We start from the raw sequence: 17,939 nt of genomic DNA, 5'->3' as shown, positions 1-17,939 counted from the left end.
GGCGTGCCGCCGTGGCGGGTGTCTCAACTCACGGCAACCCGGTGGCGGCGCAGCCGCGCTCCACCGCGACCGGCAGGGTGTGAGGAATGAACTCGTACGGCGATCCCAGTTCTTCGCGTGGGCGGGCCCAGATCCCGGGCCAGAACGGCGACCCGGGACGGGCGGACGACGCGTACGGCCGCTCCGGTGGTGAGCCGCGCGGAAACGGTTGGTCAGCTGCGGAGGGTGCGGCCCCGGCGGGTCGGGCCGCGGTGGGTCCGCGGGCCGCGGCCGGTGGCCGGGCCCCGGTCGGCGGTTCGGCGGCGGTGCCTCCGCGCGGCGGCTCGACGTCCGGTTCGGCCTCGGTCGGCTCGGCGTCCGCCGGGCGCGCCGGCCGGGCCTCGGTCCCGGTCTCCCCGGCCCCCGGCGTGGGCCGGGCGGGTGCGGGTCGCGCCTCGGTTCCGGTCTCCCCGGCACCGGGCGGGCCCGCCGGCCGGGCCACGGTGGGTGCCGCCGCGGTGGGCGCCGCGTCGGCCGGGCGGGCCTCGGTGGGCGCGGCCCCGGTCGGCGGGCGGGCGTCGGTGGCGCGGGCCAGCGTGTCGCCGGTCTCCGGCGGGCCGGGCGGTCCCGGCGGGCCGGGCGGTCCCGGCGGTCCCGGTCGGGGTGCGCGGGGCGCTGGTGACCCGGCCGCGGCGGCCCGGGCGCGCAAGCGCAAGCGGATGAACATGCTGATCGCCGGTTTCGCGGTCTTCATCATGCTGGCCGGCCTGGGTGTCGTCGGCTTCACCTACTACTCCACCAACGTGGTGCTGCCCGAGGACACCGACCCGCCGCAGGCGACCACCATCTACGCCTACGACAACAAGACGATCATCGCCAAGCTGGGCGAGCAGAACCGCACCCTGGTCACCATCGACCAGATCCCGCAGCACGTGCAGGACGCGGTGGCCGCGGCCGAGGACCGGAACTTCTACAAGCACTCCGGTGTGGACTACAAGGGCATCGCCCGGGCGGCGTGGAACAACTTCACCGGCGGTGACAAGCAGGGTGCCTCGACGATCACCCAGCAGTACGCCCGCAACGCCTACGACAACCTGAAGGACGACACGTACGCCCGGAAGGTGAAGGAGGCGATTCTCGCCTCCAAGCTGAATGATCAGAAGTCCAAGCCGGAGATCATGCAGCACTACCTGAACATCATCTACTTCGGCCGCGGCGCGTACGGCATCGAGGCGGCGGCGCAGACCTACTTCGGCAAGCCGGCGAAGAGCCTGAACGTCGCCGAGGGCGCGGTGCTGGCCGCGCTGATCAAGCAACCGCAGGCCACCGAGACCCACAAGGGCTACGACCCGGCGGTGAACCCCACCGACGCGCAGGCCCGCTGGCAGTACGTCATCAACGGCATGGTCGAGGAGGGCTGGCTGGACGCCCCCGGCCGGCCGCAGCGGCCGGCCGAGTACCCGAAGAACATCAGGAAGCCCAACAAAGGCGGCGTCGGGGTCGACTTCGGGGTCAACACGCCGCAGGGCAACGTGATCAACTATGTCCGGGACGAGATGCGGGACAAGGGCCTCTGCGTCGAGAACGAGGCCGACGTCACCGACGCCAAGCCGCTCTGCTCGCAGGCGCTGATGGCCGGCGGCTACCGGATCCGCACCACCATCGACATGAAGATCCAGCAGGCGGCGGTCGAGACGGCCCAGCGCAAGGCCAAGGGCTCGGCGCTCAACGGCCAGCCGACGAACCTGATGGCCGCGGTGGTGGCGATCGACCCGAAGACCGGGCGGGTGCTCGCCTACTACGGCGGTGACAACGGCACCGGCACCGACTACGCCGGCAAGAACACCGACTCCAACGGCAACGTCACCGGCGGCCACTCCCCGGGCTCGAGCTTCAAGATCTACACGCTGGCGGCGGCGCTCAAGGAGGGCAAGGCGCTCGAGTCGCGCTGGAAGGGCCGGGCCTTCACCCCGCCGGATACCAAGTTCAAGGTCAGCAACGCCGGCGTCGACAACCCCTCCTGCGGCAACTCCTGCACGCTGAAGGTCTCCACGCTCAAGTCGCTGAACGTGCCGTTCTACCACGTGACGGAGGAGATCGGGCCGGACAAGGTCGTCCAGATGGCCAAGGACGCCGGTGTCACCATGATGTGGGACACCAAGGATTCGAAGGCGTACGACCTCACCAGGACCGACCCGCGGAAGCTCGCGCCGAGCCCGTTCTTCCACGTCATCGGCTACGGCCAGTACCCGATCACGGTGCTGGACCACGCCAACGGCGTCGCCACCTTCGCCAACCAGGGCGTCTACCACAAGGCGCACTTCCTCTACAGCGTCGAGAAGCTGGACAAGAACACCGGCAAGTGGGTGAAGGTCCCCGGCGGCGGGGAGAAGCTGAAGGGCGAGCAGCGGGTCCCGAAGGACGTCGTGGCCGACGTGACCTCGGTGCTGGAGCAGTACCCGGCCCAGGTCAACCACCGGCTCGACGACGGCCGCAAGGCGGCCTCCAAGACCGGCACCTGGGAGCAGAAGCCGGACAGCCCCGAGAACGGCGACGCCTGGATGATCGGCTACACGCCGCAGATCGCCACCGCGGTCTGGGTGGGCAACGTCAACCAGCGCAAGCCGCTCAAGATGAAGGACGGCACCCGGATCAGCGGCGGCAACCTGCCGGGCACCATCTGGGAACGGTTCATGGACGAGGCGCACAAGGTCAAGGACTGGGAGAAGCTCGACTTCCCGCCGGCGGCCAACGTCGGTGACCCGGATTCCGGCAACGGCGAGGCCCCGCCGCCGACCACCCCGGAGAACCCGCCGGGCTGCCCGAACCCGCTGAACCCGTTCTGCCCGCGCGACGGCAACAACGGCGGCGGCAACGACGGCGGTGGCGACAACGACGGCAACACCAACCCGTTCGACCCGCGGCCGGGTGGCAACGGCGGGAACGGAGGCGGGCTGTTGCCCACCACCCCACCCCGCACGACAGAGCTGTACTGAGCCCACGAACGCCGCCGGCGGCCGGACGACAGGTCCGGCCGCCGGCGGCGTCTCCCGTACCGGTCAGTCGTGAGAGGGGACCCGCGCACCCCGCTCGTACGGCAGGATGCAGCTTGATGAGCACCAGTGGACGGGAGGCGGACGGACCGGTGGGCCGGGCCTCGGCCGGCGGACGCGCCCCGGTCGGTGGCTCCGGCCGGGCGTCGGTCCCGGTTCCGCCCGCGTCGGGCGGGCCGGCCGGGCGGGCCCGGGTCGGTCCGGCGGCGGTGGGTGGCCGAGCGTCGGTGCCGCGGGCCGAAGGGCCGGGCGGGCCAGCGGGGCCGGGCCGGCCGGCCGGCCCGGGTCGGGTTCGCCGGCGCCGGCGGCTGAACACGCTGATCGCCGGTTTCGCGGTCCTCATCATGCTGGCCGGCCTCGGTGTCGTCGGTTTCACCTACTACTCCACCAAGGTGGTGCTGCCCGCCGAGGTCCCGCTGCCGCTCTCCACCACCGTGTACGCCAAGGACGGCAAGCACATCGTGGCGAAGCTCGGCAGCCAGAACCGCACCTTCGTCACCATCGACCAGATCCCGCAGCACGTGCGGGACGCGGTGGCGGCGGCCGAGGACCGGAACTTCTACAAGCACTCGGGTGTGGACTACAAGGGCATCGCCCGGGCGGCGTGGAACAACGTCACCGGCGGCGACAAGCAGGGTGCCTCGACGATCACCCAGCAGTACGCCCGCAACGCGTTCGACAACCTCCAGGACGACACGTACGCCCGGAAGGTCAAGGAGGCGGTCCTGGCCTCCAAGCTGAACGAGAAGTACAGCAAAGACCAGATCATGCAGCACTACCTGAACGTGATCTACTTCGGCCGGGGCGCGTACGGCATCGAGGCCGCGGCGCACGCCTACTTCGGCATCCCCGCGCAGAAGTTGACCCCGGCCCAGGGAGCCGTGCTCGCCGCCGTCATCAAGCAGCCCGTGCCCAGCGAGACCCACCAGGGCTACGACCCGGCGGTCAACCCGACCGAGGCGCAGGCCCGCTGGCAGTACGTCATCGACGGCATGGTCGCCGAGGGCTGGCTGGGCGTCCCCGGCCGTCCGGAACGGCCCACCGCCTACCCGAAGCTCCCGCCGCCGAAGAAGGACGGCAACGGGTTCGGCGTGCAGACCCCCCGCGGCAACGTCATCAACTACGTCCGGCAGGAGCTGGAGGAGTGGGGGATTTGCTCCGACTCCGGCGCGCCCGGAAAGCCGACCTGCGTCGACGAGTTGCGCGACGGCGGCTACAAGGTGAAGACCACCATCGACTGGGACATGCAGATGGCGCTGGAGAAGGCCGCCCAGCCGGACCGGGAGGGCTCGGTGCTCCACGGGCAGCCGAAGAACCTCATGGCGGCGGCGGTCTCCATCCACCCGGGCACCGGCCGGGTGCTCGCCTACTACGGCGGCGACAGCGGAGCCGACTTCGACTACGCGGGCAAGAACACCAACGCCAACGGCGACATCGTCGGCGGTCATCCACCGGGCTCGTCGTTCAAGGTCTACACCCTGGCCGCCGCCATCGACGCCGACATCTCGGTCAGGTCGCACTGGGACGCCACGCCCTTCACCCCGAAGGGCTTCAAGGACAAGGTGCAGAACGCCGGCCGGGGCGCGGGCGTGTGCGGCAAGTGGTGCACGCTGGAGGAGTCGACGATCCGGTCGTACAACGTGCCCTTCTTCCACGTCACCGAGAAGATCGGCCCGGACAGGGTGGTCGACATGGCCCGGCGGGCCGGCGTCAGCACAATGTGGACCGTCGACCCGCCCAAGCCGTACGACCTCACCCAGTCGAAGGCGAAGGACCTCGCCCCGAGCAGGTTCGACCGGGTGGTCGGCTACGGCCAGTACCCGATCACGGTGCTCGACCACGCCAACGGCCTGGCCACCATGGCGAACGACGGGAAGTACAACAGGGCGCACTTCGTCCTCTCCGTGGAGAAGCAGGACAAGACCACCGGCGAGTGGGTGAAGGTTCCCGGCACCGGGGAGAAGCTGGACAAGGCCGGGGGCCGGCAGGTCATCCGGCCCGAGGTCGCCCGCGAGGTGACCGCGGTGCTCAAGGAGATCCCCGAGAAGAACAACGCCAACCTGGACGGCGGGCGGGACGCGGCCGGCAAGACCGGCACCTGGGAGCACAACGGCACCCCCCGCAACGCCCACGCCTGGATGGTCGGGTACGACGAGAACCTCGCCACGGCGGTCTGGATCGGCAGCCGCAACCCGAAGAAGCCGACGATCGTCGACGACGACGGCAACGACATCGGCGGCAGCAGCTTCCCGGCCAGGCTGTGGAAGCGGTACATGGACGACGCGCTGAAGGGCAAGGAGCGCTCCGAGCTGCCGAGCGTCACCGGCATGGGCGACGAGACCGCCGGCAACGGCACCGAGCCGGCGCCGCCGCCCACCCAGCAGCCGCCGCCGGGCTGCCCGAACCTGCTGGACCCGTCCTGCCCCACCGACGGTGGCAACAACGGCGGTGGCAACAACAACGGCGACGGCCCGCCGACCAACCCGGCCACCCCGCCACCGGTCGGTGCTGGGCTGGTGCCCAGCACCCCACTCCGCGGCACAGCGCCGTCCTGACCCCGGGACGCCGCCGGCGGCCGGCGGCGTTTCGGGTACGACAACCCGGGCGAGACGGGACGCGGGGCCGGCGCGTACGGCAGGATGCTCGTTCATGAGCACGCAGTCGACGCCCGGCATCGACGACGTCGGTGCCCCCGACCACCCGTCCCGCTCCGACGGGTTCGTCCGAGGGGTCTCCGGACTGATCGGCGGCCCGCTGGGTGACCACGCGGCCGCGCTGGACCGGCCGGCCGGCCGGGAGCGCCGGTTCTGGACGGCGGCCCGGATCGTGCTGGCCCTGGCCTGCCTGGCCCTGGCCCTGCACTGGGTGCAGAAGTCGCCCTGCCAGGACGGCGCCTGGCAGAACAACGTGCAGTACACCCGGTTCTGCTACACCGACGTGCTGGCGCTCTACTACGCCGAGGGGCTCAACGAGGGCAAGGTCCCCTACCAGGACCACCCCGTCGAGTACCCGGTGCTGACCGGCTACTTCATGGGCGCGCTGGGCCTGCCGGTGCACGCGCTCGGCGACGGCGACCCCGAGCTCAACCAGGGCCAGTGGTTCTACAACCTGAACGCGCTGGTGCTCGGCGCGCTGGCGGTGGCCACCGTCGCGGTGATCCTCGCCCTGCGCCGCCGACGACCCTGGGACGCCGCGCTCTTCGCGCTGGCGCCGGCGCTGCTGCTCACCGCCACGGTGAACTGGGACCTGCTGGCTGTCGGGCTGGCCGCGTTCGGGCTGCTCGCCTGGGCCCGGAGCCGACCCGCCCTGGCCGGCGCCCTGCTCGGCCTGGCCGGGGCGGCCAAGTTGTGGCCGCTGTTCATCCTCGGGCCGGTGCTGGTGCTCGCCCTGCGCGCCGGACGGCTGCGCGCCGCGTTCACCGCCATCGGCACCGCGGTGGCCGCCCTGGTGGCGGTCAACCTGCCGGCCGCCGTGCCCTATTGGGAGAACTGGGACCGGTTCTTCGAACTCAACAGCGAGCGGCCCATCGACTGGGGCACCCTCTGGTACATCGGCCGCTACCTGGACGGCAAGGTGGGCAGCCCGGACCCGGGTGACCTCGGCCCCTTCGAGTGGCTCAACGTCAACATCCCCGCGCTGAACATGCTCTCGTACGCCCTCTTCGGGCTGGCCTGCCTCGGGGTGGCCGCGCTGGCGCTGGCGGCACCGCGCCGCCCCCGGCTCGCCCAGCTCGCGTTCCTGGTGGTCGCCGCGTTCCTGATCTTCAGCAAGGTCTGGTCGCAGCAGTTCGTGCTCTGGCTGCTTCCGCTGGCCGTGCTGGCCCGCCCGAAGTGGGGCGCCTTCCTGGCCTGGCAGGTGGCCGAGGTCTGCTACTTCGTGGCCTTCTACGGCGAACTGCTCGGCGCCGCCACCGCCCGGCCGGTGTTCCCGGAGGGCGTCTTCGTGCTCGCCGCCACGCTGCGGCTGACCACGGTGGTGGTGCTCTGCGCGCTGATCGTCCGGGAGATCATGCGGCCGGAGCTGGACCCGGTCCGCGCCACCTACCGGGACGACCCGGACGGCGGGGTGCTCGACGGCGCGCCGGACGCCGGGTGGCTCGCCCACTGGCGACACCGCCCGGTCGATGCCGAGCCCGCCACGACCTAGATCTGGACGTCCGAGCCGGCCTGGCGTCGCCAGGGGTTGCGGCAGCCCGCCCGGCGGAGGGATCAAGCCCGACCGCCCGGAGCCGGCTGGGCTGCCCACAACCCGCACCGCGCCAGGCCGGCTCAGAGCCGGTAGACCACCACCTGGCCGATCTCCTCACGGGTGATGTCGAGCCCGTCCACCGGGGCGTCGACGGTCATCTCCCACGGCGTGCCGGCCACCTGGTCGCGCATCAACAGCACGTTGCGGACCCCGAGGGTGCGCAGGTAGTCGACGCTGGTCTGGTCCGGGAAGGCGGCCGAGACCCGGCGTACCTCGTCGAGCTGGCGCGGGGTGAAGCCGCTGCCGCCGTTGACCACGTCCTGGAACCGGCTGGTCGACCAGAGCATCACCGGCTGGTCGAAGCTCTGGTTGCTCGGCAGCACCAGCAGCGGCCCGTCCACCGTCCGCATCGCGGCGGGCTGCTGCGGCACCACCGGGTGCGGGGTGGTGTTCAGTCCTTCGACCAGCACCAGCAGCAGCGGCACCAGGGTGGCCAGCCGCAGCCCCGGGCTCGGCCAGGACGGGATCCGCTCGGCGGAGATCTCGCGTACCCGGGCGGCGAACGCGCTCACCGCCCCCGCGGCGAGCAGCCCGAGCAGCAGCGTCGTCCAGAGCATCAGCCGGCCGGGCGTCCGCAGGCCGTTCCAGCCGGGCAGGTGCTCGAAGAGCGGCACGTAGGTGAAGGTGCCGTCGAAGAACCGGGTGCCCATGGCGAGCACCATGGTGACCACCACCCCGGCGAGCAGCAGCAGCCGGTGACGCAGCTTCCAGACCGAGAAGAAGAGCCCGCCGACGGCGAGCGCGTAGAGCACGTAGCCGGGGAGCAGGGTCATCTCCGGGTGCCAGGGGAGCGTGGCGCGGGCGCCCTCGTGCAGGCTGCCCCAGACCCGGGACTCGGCGGGCGCGGTGAGGAAGCCGCTGGCCGGCGGCGAGAAGATGCCGATGTCGCCGACGGTGCGTTCCGCCTGCGGGTGCAGCTCCGCCACCTTGAAGTAGGGGATCGCCATCAGCAGGCCGACCCCGGCGAAGAGCATCCCGCCGACCAGGTCCGCGACCAGCAGCCGGCGCCCGAACGGCCGCTTCACCGGCCGGACCACCCAGCGGCGCAGGAACCAGGTCACGGCCGAGACCAGGACGGCGCCGCCGAGGAAGTACGCGAACGGCAGCCCGATGCCGAAACCGAGGCTGAGTTGCCAGGCCGCCACCAACCAGCCGGTGTAGACCCAGCCGTCGTGGCGGCACTCGGGGCGGTAGCCGTGGCGGAGCGAATAGCCGTGCCCGCGGGCGAGCATGGCCAGCGCCAGCGGGATGCCGCCGTTGGAGACCACGTGCAGGTGGCCGGCCTGGGCCAGTAGCCACGGCGCGTAGGTGTAGCTCACCCCGGCCACCGCCGCGCCGATCCGCCCCGCGCCGAGCTGCCGGGCCAGGGCGTACGCCCCGAGCGTGGCGAGCGCGTGCGCCAGCACGAACATGATGTTGTAGCGCAGCACGGCGGCCTCGGGGCCGGTGCCGATCATCCCGGCCGGCGCGTAGCCGAGCAGGGTGTCGGAGAAGGCGAAGCTCCACGACTCGGGGAAGAAGGTGTTGGCGTGCCAGAGCTGCGCCGGGTTGGTCAGCAGGATGTGCCCCGACCACGCCAGCTGCCAGGCCTGCAGGCTCGGGTCCCAGTAGTCCTGCGGCAGCGTGTGGCGCGGGTAGCGCAGGGTGGGCCAGGTCAGCAGGACCGCCAGCACCAGTGACCCGACGGTGGCCAGCGTCCACTCGTGGATGAGGCTCCGGCCGACGGCCCGCCCGATCCGCCGGATCCGGGTCGGCACCGGCTCCGGGGCCGGTGCGAAGGCGGCCCAGGGGTCCGCCTCGGCGTCCTTCTCGCCGCCCGCCCTGCCGGCCTCCCCCTTGCGGTCCGTCGCCTTGTCCGGCTCGGCCTTGCCGTCCGTTGCCGCGCCGGGTCCGTTGTTGCTGTCCGTGGTCTTGTCGGGCTTGCTCTTGCCGTCCGTCGTCTCGGCGGGCTCGTTCTTGCTGTCCGTGGTCTTGCCGGGCTCGCTCATGCCGGTCGTGGCCCGGGCGGGCTCGCTCACGCCGGTCGTGGTCGGGCCGGCGGCGCCGCTGTCCGGCCCGGCCTCGTCGGCCGCGGACTTCTCCGCCGCCTTCCGGCCGGGCTCGTCCTCGTCGGTCGGGTTCCCGGCCGGCGCACCGCCGGCCCGGGCCGACCCCGCCGGTTCCCGGCCGGAGCCGACCTTGGGGTCGACGCCGGCCGGGCCCTGGCCCGACCCGGGCCGTTCCGCCGCGTCCGTCCCGCCGCCGGGCCCGCCCGGCCCGGGCTGGCCGGATCCGGTCGGCGCGGTCCGGTCCGTCGCCGGGCCGGCGGGCCCGCCGGCGGAGCGGTCGGTGTCGGTCGCGTCCGGGCGGGTGGGCTGCCGTCCGCCGGCGGACTGGTCCGTCGTCATGCCGCCGGGCTCTCCGTTCCGAGTTGCTCCCGCAGGAAGGCGATGTCGGCGGCCTGGCCGGCGACGCCACCGGGGGTCTCCACGATCACCGGTGCGCCGGCCGCGCGGATCACCGCCACCACCAGCTCCGGGTCGATCGTGCCGCCGTCGAGGTTGTCGTGCCGGTCCTGGCCGGAGCCGAACGCGCCCTTGGAGTTGTTGGCGTGCACCAGGTCGATCCGGCCGGTGATCGCCTTGACCCGGTCGACCAGCCCGAGCAGCTCCTCGCCGCCGGCGTGGGCGTGGCAGGTGTCCAGGCAGAACCCCACGCCGTAGTCGCCGACGGCGTCCCAGAGCCGGGCGAGCGCGTCCAGCCGGCGGGCGCAGGCGTTGTCGCCGCCGGCCGTGTTCTCGATCAGGACCGGCACGCCGAAGCCCCCCGACTCGGCCGCGTACGCGAAGGTCTTGCGCCAGTTGTCGAACCCGACCGCGATGTCGTCGCCGGCGTTGACGTGCCCGCCGTGCACGATGAGCCCCTTCGCACCGATCGCCGTGGCTGCCTGCGCGTGCCCGAGCAGGAGCTTGCGGCTGGGGATCCGGATCCGGTTGTTCAGGGTGGCGACGTTGATGACGTAGGGCGCGTGCACGTAGAGGTCGACGTCGGCGGCGCGCAGCCGCTCCGCGTCCTCCCGGGGCTTGGGGGCCTTCCACCCCTGCGGGTCGGCGAGGAAGAACTGCACCGCCTCGGCCGCTCGGGCGGTCGCCTCCGCCAGCGGGTCGGCCGGATCGACGTGGGCTCCGATACGCATGCAGGGGAGCCTACGTCGCGTCCCTGACAGCCGGGGTGACGCCCGCCGTCGATTCGGGCCGTCCGCGTTACCGGACGGGTCGGCGCTCGTTGAGGCGAGTGGGATCGACGGTCGGCTCTCCGGCAGGTCGCGGCACACCCGCACCGCCCGCCACCGCGGGCCGTCGCCAGAGCGGGGGCACCCCCGTTGCGCGGCCCGGCGCGACGGGGGCCCGCCCCACCGGCCGCCGGCACCGCCGGAGGCCCTCCCAAAAGAATTGTCGGAGATTCAGCCATTTACCCCGACTAGCGCCAACTTCCGACGTATCGTCGGGTAACAACACGATAAAGCTCCGCGGGGCGTCTCCGGTCCAACCTCATCGGTGTGGTCGTTCCTCCCCAGGTCCCACCCAAGGAATGCGGACGGGACGCCCCGCGGCCTCGGTGACGGGGGCCCGCCACGACAGTGATGTCGCAGCGGGTCCCCGTCACCGCGTCCGGGCCGGCCGTCGCGACCTGCCCGGGCATGATCGTCCGGACCGGGTATCCTGGTCCGGTTGTCCGCGTCCGGGTGGGTTCCCCCAACCTCGGAGCGGGCCACGACGCACGACCTCCTGCCACGGAAGGACCGTGGCCGCTTAGCCCACAGGAGGTGAGCACGTCTTGCGTCATTACGAGATCATGGTGATCCTCGACCCCAGCCTCGAGGAGCGCACCGTCGCCCCGTCGCTCGACACGTACCTGAACGTGATCCGGACCGCGGGTGGCTCGGTGGAGAAGACCGACGTGTGGGGCCGCCGGCGCCTCGCGTACGAGATCAACAAGAAGGCCGAGGGCATCTACGCCGTCATCGACCTGCAGGCGACGCCTGCGGCGGTGGCCGAGCTGGACCGTCAGCTGCGACTCAACGAGTCGGTGCTGCGCACCAAGGTCATCCGGCCGGAGATGCGCTGAGCATTCCCCGGTAACGCCCGGATCAGCCTCATCGGCCTGTCGGAGGGTTCTGAGAACCTGTACGGCAGAACAGATGAGTGCGCGAGGAGATGGTCATGGCAGGAGACACCACCATCACGGTCATCGGCAACCTGACCGATGACCCCGAGTTGCGGTTCACCCCCTCCGGTGCCGCGGTCGCCAAGTTCCGGGTCGCCTCGACGCCCCGGTTCATGGACAAGGCGTCCGGCGAGTGGAAGGACGGCGAGCCGTTGTTCCTCTCGTGCACGGTCTGGCGGCAGGCCGCCGAGCACGTCGCGGAGTCGCTTCAGCGCGGCGCCCGCGTGATCGTGTCCGGCCGGCTGCGTCAGCGGTCCTACGAGACCCGCGAGGGTGAGAAGCGCACCGTCATCGAGCTCGAGGTCGACGAGATCGGCCCGTCGCTGCGCTACGCCACGGCGAAGGTGCAGAAGATGTCCCGCTCCGGCGGCGGTGGCGGCGGCTTCGGTGGCGGTGGTGGCCAGGGCGGCGGAGGCAACTTCGACGACCCCTGGGCCTCGGCTGCCCCCGCGCCCTCCCGTTCCGGTTCGGGCGGCGGAAACTTCGACGAGGAGCCCCCGTTCTAATGGCGCCGAGCGCCCGCGATCGCAAACCAGGAGCAAGAGCAATGGCCAAGGCTGCGGCACTGCGCAAGCCGAAGAAGAAGGTGAACCCGCTCGACAAGGACGGGATCACCTACATCGATTACAAGGACACCGCGCTGCTGCGCAAGTTCATCTCCGACCGCGGCAAGATCCGCGCTCGGCGGGTGACCGGCGTCACCTCGCAGCAGCAGCGGCAGATCGCCCGTGCGGTCAAGAACGCCCGTGAGATGGCGCTCCTGCCGTACACCGCGACGGCGCGCTGAGAGGGGGCACCGACATGAAGATCATCCTTACTCAGGAGGTGTCCGGCCTCGGTGCCCCGGGCGACATCGTGGAGGTCAAGGACGGCTACGGCCGTAACTACCTGCTGCCGCAGGGCTTCGCGATCGCCTGGACCAAGGGTGCGGAGAAGCAGGTGACGCTCATCAAGCGCGCCCGCTCCGCCCGGGAGATCCGCGACCTCGGTCACGCCAACGAGGTCAAGGGCCAGCTCGAGGGCCTCAAGGTCAACCTGAAGGCCCGTGCCGGCGACGGTGGCCGCCTCTTCGGCTCGGTCACCCCGGCCGAGATCGTCGACGCCGTCAAGGCGGCCGGCGGTCCGGTCCTCGACCGGCGTCGGCTGGAGTTGCCCGGTCACATCAAGTCGACCGGCTCCTACCCGGTGCGGATCAAGCTGCACCCCGAGGTGACCGCCAAGTTCGACCTCAACGTCGTCCAGGGCTGACACCCACCAGCAACACGGCAGGGCCCGCACCGGTGGTAACCGGTGCGGGCCCTGCCGCGTCGTCGGGAAACGTCAGCCGATCGGCTGGCCGGTTATCGCGCTGATCATCACCGTGGAGAGGCCGCCGCCGACCACCGCCGCGGCGAGCGCCACCGTGGTCGACCGCCAGGTGGTCCCCACCCGGCGCAGCAGCAGCGCGACCACCAGGCTGCTGGCCAACGCCAGCCCGAAGCGCGGCATGCCCTCCAGCATCGAACCGAGCGCGCGCGAACGCGGCGAGTCGCAGCCGCCACCGCTGATGTCGGTGACACAACCGGCCGGTGCCTGACCGTCGAGGGTCAGCAACCAGACGAACACCATCGCCGCCGGCAGCAGGTAGCAGGCCGCGGTGTAGAGCAGCGACCGCAGCGATCCGCCCTGATCCGGGTCGAGCAGGTCGTCCTCGATCCGCCGGGCCCAGGTCCCCCCGCCGACCGGGTCGACCCGCCGCCGCACGGCCGCTCCGCCCGGAGTGGCGACCGGATCGACGCGCCGGCGCGGCGCGGAGCGCGGGCGCGGCGCGGTGTACGCGACCACCGGTGAGCGCGGCGCCGACACCGGCGGATCAACCCAGCGGGGGTCGTCGCCGGCGAGCCGGGTGCCGGACCAGAAACCCTCCTCCGGCCCCTCCTGCCCCGGCCACGGCCACGCCCCCGCGGCGCCGCCCGACCGCGGTGGCTCCGTCCGGTCCCAACCGCCGTCGGCGTACCGGTCCCACTGGCCGGTGCTGTCGGGCTGGTGCCACTGGCCGGTGCTGTCCGGCTCCTCCCACCGGGCGCCGCCGGAGGTGCGGTCCGAACGGTCCGGGCCGGGGGCCGGCTGCCAGGCGTGCATCCCCGAGGCGTCCCACGGATCCACCGCCGGGCGGTAGGCCGCCTCGTCCGGTGCCGCGTCCCGCTCCCACGGGTCGACGGCCGGCCGGGCCCAGGACTCCGCCGACGCCGCCCGGCCGCGTCGGGTCGGCCGCTCCACCTCGGGCTCGGCAGCCCCGGTCTCCTCCGCACCGCCGGACCAAATCACCTGTGGACGGCGGGACGGCGTGCGGCGGGGACGGCTCTGCGGCGCGGCTCCGGAGATCGGCTCGTCCTCGGCACGCCGGCTCCCCACGTAGCCCTGCTCCTGCGGGCGGTCGAAGGTCCACTCGCGGGTGTGGTCCGACTCGGGTGCGGCGGCGATCGCCGGCACCTCGCGCCAGCTGGTCTCGGCGACGCGGCGCCAGCCGCTCGTGCTCTCCGTCGCCCGCCGGTCGTCCGAGGACCCGGTGGACCGCCAGTCGCTCGCGGCGTCGCCCGCCTGCCAGTCGGCCGCGGATCCGGTCGCCCGCCAGTCACCCGTGGCGTCGGCCGTCCGCCAGCCGCTGGAGGAGGGTGGGTCGAGGTCGTCGTCGTCCGGGGCGGCGTGCCGGCCACCGCCGTCGGGGCTGCCCACGCCGGACTCCAGCGCCCAGCGCGGAAGGTACGTCTCGACCGGCTCCTGCTGGCCGCGTTCGATGGCCCGGCGGCGGCTCGGCGTCCGGTAGCCGTCGACGCCGGACGAGTAGGGATCGGCCGGGAGCGGGTCGGCGGGGTCGTCCCAGCGGGCGACCGACCGTCGCTCGCGCGGACCGTCCTCTCCGCGTCCCCAGTCCCGGTAACTCACGGCCGGAGCGTGACCCTTCTCAACCGATAGCGCAATCCGCTGTCCAGGTGTAGCCGTTCGCTGGAGATAGTACGGGACGATCGACCCCACGGTTCGACCGAAAACTTCTCCTCCACAGGGTGGGGATCGTGTTTCCGCAGCTCAGAGCGGTGTGGCCGAGAATTCCCCAACCATTGTCCACAGCCTGTGCACACCCTGCGCACATGCTCGTCCACCGGCGTCCACAGGTTGTCCCGAGGCTCGTCCACCGGCGCGGTTGAGTGCCTGACCTCCGCTTCCGTATGGTTACCCCCCGACCGACCGCCCGATGACCCCCGATCGACCCGGCCGGTCGGAGATTGTCGTACCCCGGCGGTAGAGCTGGATGAGGATCCGACGCAGTGGAGGGGGGCCCGGTGTCGGTCACCGATGACATGCGGTCGGAGTCGCGCTCCGGAGGGCCGCCGCCGGCCCCGGGGCAGCCCGACGGGCAGTACGACCGCACGCCGCCGCAGGACGTCGCCGCCGAGCAGTGCGTGCTGGGCGGCATGCTGCTCTCCAAGGACGCGATCGCCGACGTCGTCGAGATCCTCAAGAGCAACGACTTCTACCGGCCGATCCACGCCACCATCTTCGACACCATCCTGGAGATCTACGGCCGGGGCGAGCCGGCCGACTCGATCACCGTGGCGGCGGCGCTGGCCGACTCGGGCGACCTGGTCCGGGTGGGCGGCGCTCCCTACCTGCACACCCTGATCGCGAGCGTGCCGACGGCGGCGAACGCCGCGTACTACGCACGGATCGTCAGCGAGCGGGCGGTGCTGCGGCGGCTGGTCGAGGCCGGCACCAAAATCGTGCAGCTCGGCTACGGCACCGCCAACGGTGGCAGCCGGGATGTCGACGACATCGTCGACCTCGCCCAGCAGGCCGTCTACGACGTCACCGAGCGCCGGGTCAGCGAGGACTTCGCCGTCCTCGCCGACATGCTCCAGCCGACCCTCGACGAGATCGAGGCGGTGGGCGCCCAGGGCGGGGTGATGACCGGCGTGCCGACCGGATTCACCGACCTGGACCGGCTGCTCAACGGCTTGCACCCGGGGCAACTGATCATCGTGGCCGGAAGGCCTGGCCTGGGCAAGTCGACCGCGAGTATGGACTTCGCTCGAAATGCCGCTATCCGCGCCAACCAGGCTGCCGCCATCTTCTCCCTGGAAATGAGCAAGGTCGAGATCGTCATGCGACTGCTCTCGGCAGAGGCCCGGGTGCCGCTGCACGTGCTGCGCAGCGGGCAGCTCTCCGACGACGACTGGACTAAGCTGGCCCGGTGCATGGGTGAGATCAGCGAGGCGCCGCTCTTCGTCGACGACACGCCGAGCATGAACCTGATGGAGATCCGGGCCAAGGCGCGGCGGCTCAAGCAGCGGCACGACCTGAAGATGATCGTGGTCGACTACCTCCAGCTGATGACCTCGCCGAAGCGGACGGAGAGCCGGCAGCAGGAGGTCGCGGACCTCTCCCGTGGCCTGAAGCTGCTGGCCAAGGAGGTCGAGTGCCCGGTCATCGCGGTGAGTCAGCTGAACCGTGGCCCGGAACAGCGCACCGACAAGCGCCCTCAGCTGTCCGACCTGCGCGAGTCGGGATGCCTGACCGCTGAGACGCGGCTGATTCGGGCTGACGACAACTCAGAGGTCACCCTCGGTGAGCTGCTCACGTCCGGAGCGAGGGACATCCCCGTGTGGGCACTCGACGAGAGCCTTCGATACACGCCGCGCACCATGACCCATGCCTTCCCCAGCGGCATTCGGGAGGTCTTCCGGATGACGCTGGCGTCCGGCAAGCAGATCGACGCGACGGCCAATCACCCGTTCCTCACCTTCGGCGGCTGGATGCCGCTCGCCGAACTAGCCCCCGGGACTCGGCTCGCCACGCCGCGGCACGTGCCACCACCTCTCGCCGTCCGATCCTGGGCGGAGGCGGAGGTCGTGCTGCTGGCGCACCTGCTCGGCGACGGCTCTTTCGTGCGTCGGCAGCCGATCCGGTACGCCAGCCGGGACGAGGCGAACCTTGACGCGGTCTCGGAGGCGGCGAAGCACTTCGGCGTCTCCGCCGTACGTGACGACTACGAAGCCGCCAGAGTCACGACGCTTCGCCTGCCCGCTCCTTACCGCTTGGCCCGTGGTCGGCGCAACCCGATCGCTGAGTGGTTGGACGGCCTGGGCCTGTTCGGTCTCAGGCCGCATGAGAAGTTCATTCCGCAGGGGGTCTTCAGCCTGCCGAAGGCGCAGGTAACCAGCTTTCTGCGGCACCTGTGGGCAACGGATGGCTCGGTGACCGTCAACAAGTCGGGCCGCGGTGGGCGGGTGTACTTCTCCTCGACGAGCCGCAGGATGCTCGAGGACATCTCCCGCCTTCTACTCAGGTATGGCATCACCGCACGCCTGAAGGCCGTACCTGTAGCGCGTCATCGGCCGCAGTACACGCTCGACATCTCGGGGCGGGACGACCAGTTGCGTTTCCTGCGTGAGGTCGGTGTGCACGGCGAGAGGTCACGCAACTGCGTCGACCTGCTCGCTTCGCTGGAGGTGATGGAGAGTAACGCCAACGTCGATACGGTGCCCCGCGAGGTGTGGACCAGAGTTCGGCAGATCCTCGCCGAGCAGAGCATGAGTCATCGCGACTTCGCTGCTGCGATCGGTACCCAATTCTGCGGCAGCACGCTGTGGAAGCACGCACCTAGTCGGTCCAGGCTCGCCAAGATCGCATCTGTCCTCGATGCCGCCGACCTTGACCTGCATGCCACGAATGACATCTTCTGGGACGAGATCGTCTCGATTGAGTCGCTCGGTTTGCGAGAGGTCTTCGACGCGACCGTAATGGGGACGCACAACTTCATCGCGAACGGCATCGCAACCCACAACTCGATCGAGCAGGATGCTGACGTGGTGATCCTGCTGCATCGGGACGACTACTACGACAAGGAGTCGCCGCGGGCCGGTGAGGCGGACTTCATCGTCGCGAAACACCGGAACGGGCCGACGGATACGGTCACCGTCGCGGCGCAGCTGCACCTCTCCCGGTTTGTCGACATGGCAATCGTCTGAGGGGTCTCCACCACGCTCGACGCGAGCAGCGCGACGACTTCGCAGCCCGGGCCGGTGTCCCTGGCTGAGCATTCGCGGCCGCGCGCCGGTCCCCGAGCGGAACCCCGGGTGCCGCTACCTGCTGCGCCGCACAGCCCGCACGCCGAACACGACCGCCCCGACGACGAGCGCGACGCCGATGAGCTGGAGGCCCGGCGAGTCGTCGGCCTCCCCGTACACGACGCCGGCGACGCCGAGCGCGACGGCGAGGATGGCGGCGACGGCGATGACGTACTTCATGGGATCTCCCTTCGGCGGCCGAACCCCGCCGTCGATCGTGCCGGTGGGCGGGTCGACCTGGTCGACGTGGTCGGTGCGGGGCGGGTCGTCGTGGTGGTTCATTCGTCGACCCACTCGAGCAGGTCGCCGGGTTGGCAGTCGAGCACCCGGCACATGGCTTCCAGGGTGC

At 71.5% G+C, this 17,939-nt stretch carries 13 protein-coding genes; 8 read left to right on the top strand and 5 right to left on the bottom strand.

Features of this window, described 5'->3' with window-relative positions; all coding sequences use genetic code 11:
- Nucleotides 1-86: 86 nt before the first annotated feature.
- From AC1WTP_RS27315 to AC1WTP_RS27305, 3 genes are all read left to right on the top strand, one after another.
- Complete coding sequence (locus tag AC1WTP_RS27315; RefSeq protein WP_481652116.1) at nt 87-2,975, top strand: transglycosylase domain-containing protein; 2,889 nt, start codon at nt 87-89, stop codon at nt 2,973-2,975.
- A 116-nt stretch (nt 2,976-3,091) separates the two neighbouring features.
- Nucleotides 3,092-5,587, top strand: a complete 2,496-nt coding sequence (locus AC1WTP_RS27310; protein ID WP_481652115.1) for a transglycosylase domain-containing protein — start codon at nt 3,092-3,094, stop codon at nt 5,585-5,587.
- Nucleotides 5,588-5,681: 94 nt separating this feature from the next.
- A complete protein-coding gene (locus AC1WTP_RS27305; RefSeq protein WP_481652114.1) occupies nt 5,682-7,178 on the top strand; it encodes a glycosyltransferase family 87 protein in 1,497 nt (498 codons plus the stop codon).
- Nucleotides 7,179-7,300: 122 nt separating this feature from the next.
- Here AC1WTP_RS27305 and AC1WTP_RS27300 read toward each other — a convergent pair whose 3' ends face one another.
- Nucleotides 7,301-9,268 carry a hypothetical protein gene (locus tag AC1WTP_RS27300; RefSeq protein ID WP_481652165.1) on the bottom strand — a complete coding sequence of 656 codons (1,968 nt, stop codon included), beginning with the start codon at nt 9,266-9,268 and terminating at the stop codon, nt 7,301-7,303.
- A 395-nt stretch (nt 9,269-9,663) separates the two neighbouring features.
- Complete coding sequence (locus AC1WTP_RS27295; RefSeq protein WP_481652113.1) at nt 9,664-10,455, bottom strand: deoxyribonuclease IV; 792 nt, start codon at nt 10,453-10,455, stop codon at nt 9,664-9,666.
- A gap of 641 nt (nt 10,456-11,096) precedes the next feature.
- Between AC1WTP_RS27295 and rpsF the strand changes: the two genes are divergently transcribed.
- The 4 genes from rpsF to rplI all read left to right on the top strand — a co-directional run bounded on the left by rpsF (nt 11,097) and on the right by rplI (nt 12,734).
- A complete protein-coding gene (gene rpsF, locus AC1WTP_RS27290; protein ID WP_076468436.1) occupies nt 11,097-11,387 on the top strand; it encodes a 30S ribosomal protein S6 in 291 nt (96 codons plus the stop codon).
- A gap of 77 nt (nt 11,388-11,464) precedes the next feature.
- Nucleotides 11,465-11,992, top strand: coding sequence for a single-stranded DNA-binding protein (locus AC1WTP_RS27285; RefSeq protein WP_363762577.1), 528 nt, complete (start codon nt 11,465-11,467; stop codon nt 11,990-11,992).
- Nucleotides 11,993-12,033: 41 nt separating this feature from the next.
- Nucleotides 12,034-12,273: a 30S ribosomal protein S18 gene (gene rpsR / locus AC1WTP_RS27280; RefSeq protein WP_007073789.1), complete on the top strand. Its 240-nt coding sequence runs from the start codon at nt 12,034-12,036 to the stop codon at nt 12,271-12,273.
- 14 nt (nt 12,274-12,287) lie between these two features.
- The gene (gene rplI / locus AC1WTP_RS27275) at nt 12,288-12,734 is read left to right on the top strand and encodes a 50S ribosomal protein L9 (protein WP_481652112.1); all 447 of its coding nucleotides are present in this window, start codon (nt 12,288-12,290) and stop codon (nt 12,732-12,734) included.
- Nucleotides 12,735-12,806: 72 nt separating this feature from the next.
- On the opposite strand, the gene AC1WTP_RS27270 is transcribed toward rplI, so the two are convergent.
- Nucleotides 12,807-14,411: a hypothetical protein gene (locus tag AC1WTP_RS27270; protein ID WP_481652111.1), complete on the bottom strand. Its 1,605-nt coding sequence runs from the start codon at nt 14,409-14,411 to the stop codon at nt 12,807-12,809.
- Nucleotides 14,412-14,791: 380 nt separating this feature from the next.
- Between AC1WTP_RS27270 and AC1WTP_RS27265 the strand changes: the two genes are divergently transcribed.
- Complete coding sequence (locus tag AC1WTP_RS27265) at nt 14,792-17,491, top strand: replicative DNA helicase (RefSeq protein WP_481652110.1); 2,700 nt, start codon at nt 14,792-14,794, stop codon at nt 17,489-17,491.
- A gap of 114 nt (nt 17,492-17,605) precedes the next feature.
- On the opposite strand, the gene AC1WTP_RS27260 is transcribed toward AC1WTP_RS27265, so the two are convergent.
- Together AC1WTP_RS27260 and AC1WTP_RS27255 are read right to left on the bottom strand one after the other, a co-directional pair.
- Nucleotides 17,606-17,872: a hypothetical protein gene (locus tag AC1WTP_RS27260; protein ID WP_481652109.1), complete on the bottom strand. Its 267-nt coding sequence runs from the start codon at nt 17,870-17,872 to the stop codon at nt 17,606-17,608.
- The gene (locus AC1WTP_RS27255; RefSeq protein WP_481652164.1) at nt 17,869-17,925 is read right to left on the bottom strand and encodes a helix-turn-helix domain-containing protein; all 57 of its coding nucleotides are present in this window, start codon (nt 17,923-17,925) and stop codon (nt 17,869-17,871) included. The genes AC1WTP_RS27260 and AC1WTP_RS27255 overlap by 4 nt, the downstream gene beginning before the upstream one ends.
- Nucleotides 17,926-17,939 lie beyond the last annotated feature (14 nt).

It is taken from the genome of Micromonospora sp. R311, assembly GCF_056780015.1.
The sequence above is the reverse complement of the archived record's forward strand: the minus strand, read 5'-3'. Positions and strand labels throughout refer to the sequence as shown.